At 69.4% G+C, this 7,121-nt stretch carries 6 protein-coding genes; all 6 read right to left on the minus strand.

Going from position 1 to position 7,121, the window contains the following annotated elements; translation table 11 throughout:
- Positions 1-1,243: response regulator (locus AC1DYI_RS22610; RefSeq protein WP_477206387.1), on the minus strand; the 1,243-nt coding region annotated here is incomplete at its 3' end.
- Positions 1,240-2,283, minus strand: coding sequence for a chemotaxis-specific protein-glutamate methyltransferase CheB (cheB, locus tag AC1DYI_RS22615; RefSeq protein ID WP_477206388.1), 1,044 nt, complete (start codon positions 2,281-2,283; stop codon positions 1,240-1,242). The genes cheB and AC1DYI_RS22610, both read right to left, overlap by 4 nt.
- Positions 2,284-2,335: 52 nt before the next feature.
- Positions 2,336-4,393, minus strand: a complete 2,058-nt coding sequence (locus tag AC1DYI_RS22620) for a hybrid sensor histidine kinase/response regulator (RefSeq protein WP_477206389.1) — start codon at positions 4,391-4,393, stop codon at positions 2,336-2,338.
- A gap of 1 nt (position 4,394) precedes the next feature.
- Positions 4,395-5,855: a CHASE3 domain-containing protein gene (locus tag AC1DYI_RS22625; protein WP_477206390.1), complete on the minus strand. Its 1,461-nt coding sequence runs from the start codon at positions 5,853-5,855 to the stop codon at positions 4,395-4,397.
- A 29-nt stretch (positions 5,856-5,884) separates the two neighbouring features.
- Positions 5,885-6,403: a chemotaxis protein CheW gene (locus AC1DYI_RS22630; protein ID WP_477206391.1), complete on the minus strand. Its 519-nt coding sequence runs from the start codon at positions 6,401-6,403 to the stop codon at positions 5,885-5,887.
- Positions 6,400-7,121, minus strand: a 722-nt coding sequence (locus tag AC1DYI_RS22635; RefSeq protein WP_477206392.1) for a tetratricopeptide repeat protein, incomplete at its 5' end; no start/stop codon positions are given. The genes AC1DYI_RS22635 and AC1DYI_RS22630, both read right to left, overlap by 4 nt.

Genomic DNA, 7,121 nt, shown 5'->3' on the forward strand with positions numbered 1-7,121 from the left:
CGCGGGCCGCGCGCGCCTTGGCCGCTTCGAGCTCGACCGCGTGCAGCTCCASGCGGATGCGGCGGTTGTCGTCTTCGAACTGCTTGCGCCGCAGCTGCGCCCGCACGCGGGCCTTCAGCACCTCGAGCTCGCTGGACTTCTGGATGTAGTCGTCCGCCCCCGCCTCCAGCGCGTCAAGCATGGTCGCGCGGTCGTCGAGGGACGTGAGCATGATCAGCGGGATGTCGCGCACAACCGGTGCTGTCTTGATTTGCCGGCAGGTTTCGAGGCCGCTCAGGCCCGGCATCATCAGGTCGAGCAGGATGCAGTCCATCGTCTGCAAAGCCAGCAGCTCCAGCGCTTCCTTGCCCGAGCGTGCAGGCACCACGTCGTAGCCCTCGTCGCGCAGCATCGACGCCAGCTCGGCCAGGTAGGTCGGGCTGTCGTCCACCGCCAGGATGCGCTTGGGGCCCAGCAGGCTGGTCACCTTGTCAGGCGAGGAGGTCGCCGCGCTGCGCAGCACGGCAGCGAGCCGCGCCAGGATCAGCTCCACGCCTTCTTCCTTGCGTGCAAAAGCGTCGGCACCGGCCTCGAAAGCACGCAACTCGGCCTCGTGGCCCTCCGAGCCGGTGAGCAGCAGGCAGGGCATGTCGCGCAACGCGATGTCCAGCCGCAGCCGCCGGATCACGCTTGCGCCGTCCAGCCCCGGCAGCACGCTGTCCACCACCATGGCACTGGGGCGCTCGATGGCTGCGGCGCGCAAGCCCTCTTCACCGCTGCCGACGACGCGCACGGCGTAGCCCGCTTCCTCGAGCGCCTGGCGCAGGGCTTCGCGGAAGGTGATGCTGTCATCGACCACCAGGATGGTCGATCCCCTGGCGTCCGCGATGGCCCGCCGATCGCGCAACAGCTCGCGCGCCTTCGCGACCACGTAGTGCGTGTCGTACGGCTTGCCGACGTATTCGTCTGCGCCGGTGCGCAACCCGCGCATGCGGTCCTTCACTTCGGCCTCGGTGGACAGCATCAGCACCACCGCACCCGACAGGCCAGGCGATGCACGCAGCTCCCGCAGCAAGTCCACGCCGTCACCGTCGGGCAGCAGCACATCGAGCACGACGACGTCGAGCGCTGCCGTGGCAAAGGCTTCACGCGCGGCCGCGGCCGTCCCGCAAGCCCGGGTCAGGAAACCCGCGTCGTCGAACGCGTCCTGCAGATCCATGCGGACCGTCAGGCTGTCGTCGACGATCAGGACGGTATCGGTCATGTGCGCGCCTCCCACTCGGGCATCGTGACGGTCGCCAGCACGGGGCCGATCTCGTCCAGTGGCAGCACGCGCTCCGCGGCCCCGAGCAAGGCCGCCTCGCGTGGCATGCCGTAGACCACCGATGTCGCCTCGTCCTGGGCGATCGTCAGCCCGCCTGCGCGCCGGATCGCCAGCAGGCCTGCCGCCCCGTCGCGGCCCATGCCGGTGAGCAGGCAGGCCGCAGTCGCTGCCCCACGCTCGGCGGCGAGCGACTCGAAGAGCCGGTCGACTGATGGCCGGCACGAGTGCAGCTCGGGCTCGGTCGTCAGGCGCAGGGTGTCTTGTCTGACCACCAGATGGCGTCCGGGCGGCGCCATCACGACGCGGCCGCCGGCGAGCGGCTCGCCGTCTTGTGCGAAGGTGGCATGGTGCGGTGTCTGCGCGTCGAGCCAGTCGGCGAAGGCCGTGCCGAACGGTTCGTTGATGTGCAGAACCAGGAGCACCGGTACCCGCAGCGGCGAAGGCAGGGCGCGCAGCACGCTGACGATGGCCCCGGGGCCGCCGGTCGAGGCACCGACGGCCACGCACTTGCACCAGGGCCGGTTCGTTGCCGGCAGCGTGGCACTGCGGGCGGTCAGCCTGGCCCGCAGGTGGGTGATGACGCGAATGCGCGCGACCATCTTCACGCGCGCGAGCAGGGTCCGCTCCCAGGCGCCGTCGGCTTCATGGCCGTCGGGCTTTTCCAGCACGTCGACGGCGCCGGCGGCCAGCGCGTCGAAGGTCCTGAACACCTCACCGCGATTGAACGACGATGACACGACGAGGATCGGTGTCGGGAAGTGCGCCATGATGTACTCGGTGGCCGTCAGTCCTGTCATCAGCGGCAACATCATGTCCATCGTGATCACGTCGGGCCGCAGGGCTCGGCAAGCCTCGATCGCCTGCTTGCCGTCCCCGGCCTCGCCGACGACCTCCAGCCCCGGGTCGCTTGCCAACACCTCGCACAGCCGCTTGCGCACGGTGATGGAATCTTCGACCACCAGCACTCGCGCTCTGCTCATCGGGTCGCCTCGCCCATCTTGGCCGCCCAGGGCCGGTTCGACGCCTGTTGCCTCATGTCGCCACCTGCACCAGTTGCTGCACGCGTTGCAGGAAGTCCGCCTGCGCGAACTCGCTCTTGACGATGTAGCCCTGCGCGCCGACCTGCTCGCCGCGCTGTCGGTCTTCAGGTGAACAGCGCGAGGTGACGAGGATGGCCGGCACGTCGCGCAACGCCGGGTCGGCACGGGTCTGCTCGATGAAGCTGAAGCCGTCCATCCCCGGCATCTCCACGTCGACGAGGAACAGTGCGTAGCGCTGGCGCCGCGCCTGCTCGAGCCCGTCTTCGGCCGACACGGCCGCGTGCACCTGATAACCCGCCGATTCGAGGATGCTTTGTTCCAGCATGCGCGTCGTCAGCGAATCGTCCACCACGAGCACGGGCCTTCGCGCAGGCTCGGGTCGCGGCGGCGGTGCACCTGCACGTTGCGCCGCGCTGACCAGGCCGTCCGGGTCCAGCACGATTTGCGGCCGACCTTCGACATCGAGCGAAGCGCCGGCCACTGCAGGGTGCGCAGGAGCCAGTTCAGGCAGCGGGCGCAGCACCACGCTGGCGGTCCCCAGCACACTGTCGACCCCGATCGCTGCCAGCGCGCCGCTGCCTTCGACGATGACGGCCGATCCGAATCGGCCTGCACGCGCCGGCGCCGTCGGCTGGAGCAATCGCGACATCGCCAGAAAAGGAAGGGCCTGATGGTCGTGGACCATCGAGTCGCCTTGGGCCGTGTGGGCGATCTCGTGCGCGCTGTGACGCAGCGTGCGCCGCACGGCGTCCAGCGGGATCGCCACCACCATGCCGGCGGCCTCGACCAGCAGGACCTCCAGCAAGGCGATCGACAGCGGCACTTCGAGCCGCAGCGTCGTTCCGCGCCCTTTGGCCGTCTGCACCGTTACTTCGCCGCCCAGGCGATCGGCGGTGTCGCGCACGACATCCAGCCCGATGCCCCGGCCGGCGACTTCGTTCACCACGGTGGCGGTGCTGAGCCCGCCGCGCAACAGCAGCTGCAGCAGGGCCTGCGCGTCGAGTTCATCGCTGGCCGCCGCCAACCAGCCTTTGCGCTGGGCACTGCGGCGCACAGCGGCGAGGTCGACCCCCGCACCATCGTCGGTGCAACTGAACACCACTCGTCGCCCGTGCCTCGCCACGTCGATCGTGACGCAGCCCTCGGGTGGCTTGCGTGCGGCGACGCGCTCATGCTCGGGCTCGATGCCATGGGCCACGGCGTTGCGCACCAGCTGCAACAGCGCCGGCTGCACGCCGCTCAACACTTCGGCTTCCAGCCGCACGCCGCCGCCGCGGCCTTCAAACCGCACCCGTTTGCCGAGCGCCTGGGCCGCGTCGCGGGCCGTGCGCTCCAACGCTGCGAACACCGCCGAGGCCGGCACCAGGCGCAGCTGCTCGGCGGCGTCGCGCACCTGGCGCAGCTCCCGATCGATCTGGTCCACGCCGTCGGCCAGCCCGCGGCCGAGCCCGCCGAGAAGGGTTCGCAATTCCTCGGCCAGTGGCAGTGACGGGCTTGCGGCGGCGGCCGGTTGCGCGCGACCACGGCGAAGCGACAGGTGGTCGGCCAGCAGGCCCGCCAGCTCGCGCGCCCGCTCCACCGCCGCCTGGTTGCGCCGCAGGTTCGTCATGTGGGCATACGTCTGCGAGATGCCTTCCAGCAGCGCATCCATTTCCGCCATGTCGGTGCGCACCGTGCTCAGCGCCTGCTCGGGCGGCAGCCTGGCGTTGGCCGGCGCGCCGGCGTTCGGCGCAGGCGTGAGGGCGGCGGCGCCCGCGCTCATCCGGTCGAGCAGGGCCAGCAGGGCGTCGATGGCCTCGCGCGGCGCTGCCGCCGGCGAGTCGCGCAGGGGTGTCAACAGGTCTTCGAAGGCGTGTGCGTCGTCGGCGATCTCGCGTTGTCGGACGACCCTGGCCGCTCCCTTCAGCGTGTGAGCCAGCCGGAGCAGGCGCAGCACGGTCTGTGCGTCGCCGGCGCCTCTTTCCAGCTCGAGCAGGCCTTGACCCATCTGCTCCAGCAGCTCGCGCGCCTCGATGCGGAAGTAGCGGTAAGGGTCCTTGGACGGCGGCATGTCACGCGCCTTGCGGTTGCACCAGCCGCAGCAATTCTTTCGACAGGCCGGCCAGCTGCGAGGCCGTCTGCAAGGTCTGGCCCGAGCTCGCCTCGGTCTCGCGGGTTGCCTGCGCGGTGTTCGAGATGGCCAGGTTGACCTGCTCGACAGCGGTGGTCTGTTGCTTGGTCGACAGCTCGATCTCGCGCGCGGCTTCGGTGGTGGTGGCCACCAGACCGGCGATCTGCTTGAACGACGCGGTCACCTCGGCGAACTGGCGCGAACCGGCGTCGACGGCTTTCGAGCCCGTCTCGGTGGCCATCACGGTGGTGTTCACCGCGCTGCGCACGTCTTCGATCAACGTGCGGATTTCCTTGGTCGAGCCGGCCACGCGGTCGGCCAGCTTGCGGATCTCTTCGGCCACGACACCGAAGCGCTTGCCGGCGTCGCCGGCGCCGGTGGCTTCGATCGTGGCGTTGATCGCCAGGATGTTGGTCTGCTCGGCCAGCTCGGAAACGATGTCGAGCACCGCGCCGATCTGCTGCGACTTGCGGCCCAGCTCCAGCATGTGGTTGACCACCAGGTCCACTTGCTGGCGAATGCCGGCGATCGACGCGTTGGCCGTCTGCACGGTGCCGTCACCCGCACGCGCGGCGGAGACGGTCTGATCGGCCACGCTGGCCACGCGCTGCGCGCTCTCGGCAATCTGGCGCGACGAGGCGAGCAGCTCGTTGATGGTGGTGGTGATCTCGGTCATCGACGTCGACGATTCGCGCGCCCCGGCCGCTTGCTGGTTGGCGGCCGATTGCAGCTCGCTCGACGAGCGCTGGACATGCTGGACGGTGGACGCGATCTGCGTGCTCAGCGAGCGCGTCAGCGTGAAACCCGCCGCGGTGACGAACACCAGGCAGAGCAGGGTGCCCAGCACGATGGTCGTGCGTGCGCTGCTCGAAGCGGCCTCGACGTCGTCGGCGCGCTGTTTGAGCAGGCTGCGTTCTTCCATTTCGATCTGATCGGCCAACTGACGCACGCTGTCCATCAGCCGCTTGCCCTCGCCGGCTTGAATCGACTTGAGCGCGACGTCCAGCCCGCTCTGGCGACGCAGCTCGACATTCCTTCGAACATGGGTCAGCTTGGCGGTGACCAGCGGTTCGAGGGCGGCGATGCGCTTTTGCTGGTTGGCGTTGTCGACGGTCAACTCGCGCAGCTCCTGCAGGCTCTTGGCGACCGAAGCCGAGGTCCTCGGAAAAGACTCCACGTGGCTCTCGTCACCGGTGATGACGAACCCGCGGACATCGGCCTCGGCATCCGTGAGCTGGGAGAGCAGGTCGCTCAGATGGCTCAGCACGATGTAGGTGTGCGCCACCAGGTAGCTGGTCCGCGTCAGCGAGTCGATGGTGCGGTACGCAACGGTGCCTATGCCCAGCAGCAGCACGAACGAGATGGCAAAGCCGAGGGCGATCTTCCTGCCGAATGTCCACATCTCATACGCTCCTTTTTTCTGGGGCGGGTCTAGCCCGGGCCCTGTTGTTTGACCATGGTCTTGATGGCTTCGAGCAGCGAAGCCACCGCGACGACCGGGCGGGTCATTTCGCCGGTCTGCAGCAGCTCTCGCACGTGGCGACGCGTCGCCTCACCGTCGGCCTCGCGCACGTGGGTCGCACGCGCCAGGCGCTGGTGGCCCTCGAAGGCGTCGAACGCCAGCGCCACCGGTGGCTCGCCCGCGATCACCATCCAGCGCGGCGGCTCCTGCGCTGCGTAGCCGAGCAGCAGGCGCAGGTCGTACACCGGCACGATGGCGCCGCGAAAGCCTATGACGCCGAGCATCGCTGGCAGCGGGCCCGGCAGCGGGGTCCATGCCGTCGATGGCAGCAGATGGGCGATGTCGGCAAGTCGCAAGGCATGCACGTCGGCGCCGACGCGGATGGCCAGAAAGTCTTCCTTCGCTTGTGTCGCTTCGCGCGCCGCTTCGGCGAACGCGCTGTCGAAGTCATGCCGCAGTTGCGCGGCCGTGCGCGATGTGTTGGTCATGGTTCTCCAGCCGCGGCCCGGATCTCGGCGTGGCACAGCGTCACCAGGGCTTGGCGGTCGAAGCCGCCGCCGAACAGCAGCAGGCGCGGTGCGTCCTCCTGCTTCAGAAGGGCCAGCGCCTGGGTCAGCTCGCGGCGCATGGCGTTGTTGTCACCGGCACGCCGGGCCAGCAGCCCCAGATGCAAGCGCGGCATGGCAAAGGCAGGGTCGAGGTAGATGGCCGCCTGGTCGCGATCGATCGCGCCAGCACGGTCGCCTGCGCCTTCGCGGCACAGGGCCAGCACATAGTGCGCGCCGGCGTTCAGGCCGTCGACCGCCAGCAGCCGGTGGCAGGCTTCCTCGGCCTGCGCCAGTTGGCCGCTGTGCACCAGCAAGACCGCGTGCAGCAACAGGGCGTCCGGGTCGTTCGCCGATTCGGCGGGCAGGGCCCGCACCAGGCTCAGTGCGTCGGCAAAGCGCTCCTTGCGGAGCAGCTCTAGTGCTTGCCCCAGGTGCCAGACTTGCTGGGGCGGCGCAGTGGCACTTGACGATGCAGCAGCAGGTGCCGCGGTCAGAGTGCGGATACGTTCGGCTGCCTTGGCAATCGCTTCGACCCAGCTGTCGCCGTTGTCGACGGCGGCCACGGCCGCGGCGGCTCTCGCGGCACCGATGGGGTGCATCTCCGCCGGCTCGTGGTCCGGCAGCGTCGACTCGTTGGGGTCTTTGCGCTGGTAGTAGA

The organism is Ideonella sp. P3_A4 (assembly GCF_056403075.1).

What these genes read in the sequence shown, in the direction of transcription:
- AC1DYI_RS22625 (WP_477206390.1), bottom strand. Translation starts at nt 5,855, where the DNA reads ATGTGGACATTCGGCAGGAAGATCGCCCTCGGCTTTGCCATCTCGTTC.
- cheB (WP_477206388.1), bottom strand. Translation starts at nt 2,283, where the DNA reads ATGAGCAGAGCGCGAGTGCTGGTGGTCGAAGATTCCATCACCGTGCGC.
- AC1DYI_RS22630 (WP_477206391.1), bottom strand. Translation starts at nt 6,403, where the DNA reads ATGACCAACACATCGCGCACGGCCGCGCAACTGCGGCATGACTTCGAC.
- AC1DYI_RS22620 (WP_477206389.1), bottom strand. Translation starts at nt 4,393, where the DNA reads ATGCCGCCGTCCAAGGACCCTTACCGCTACTTCCGCATCGAGGCGCGC.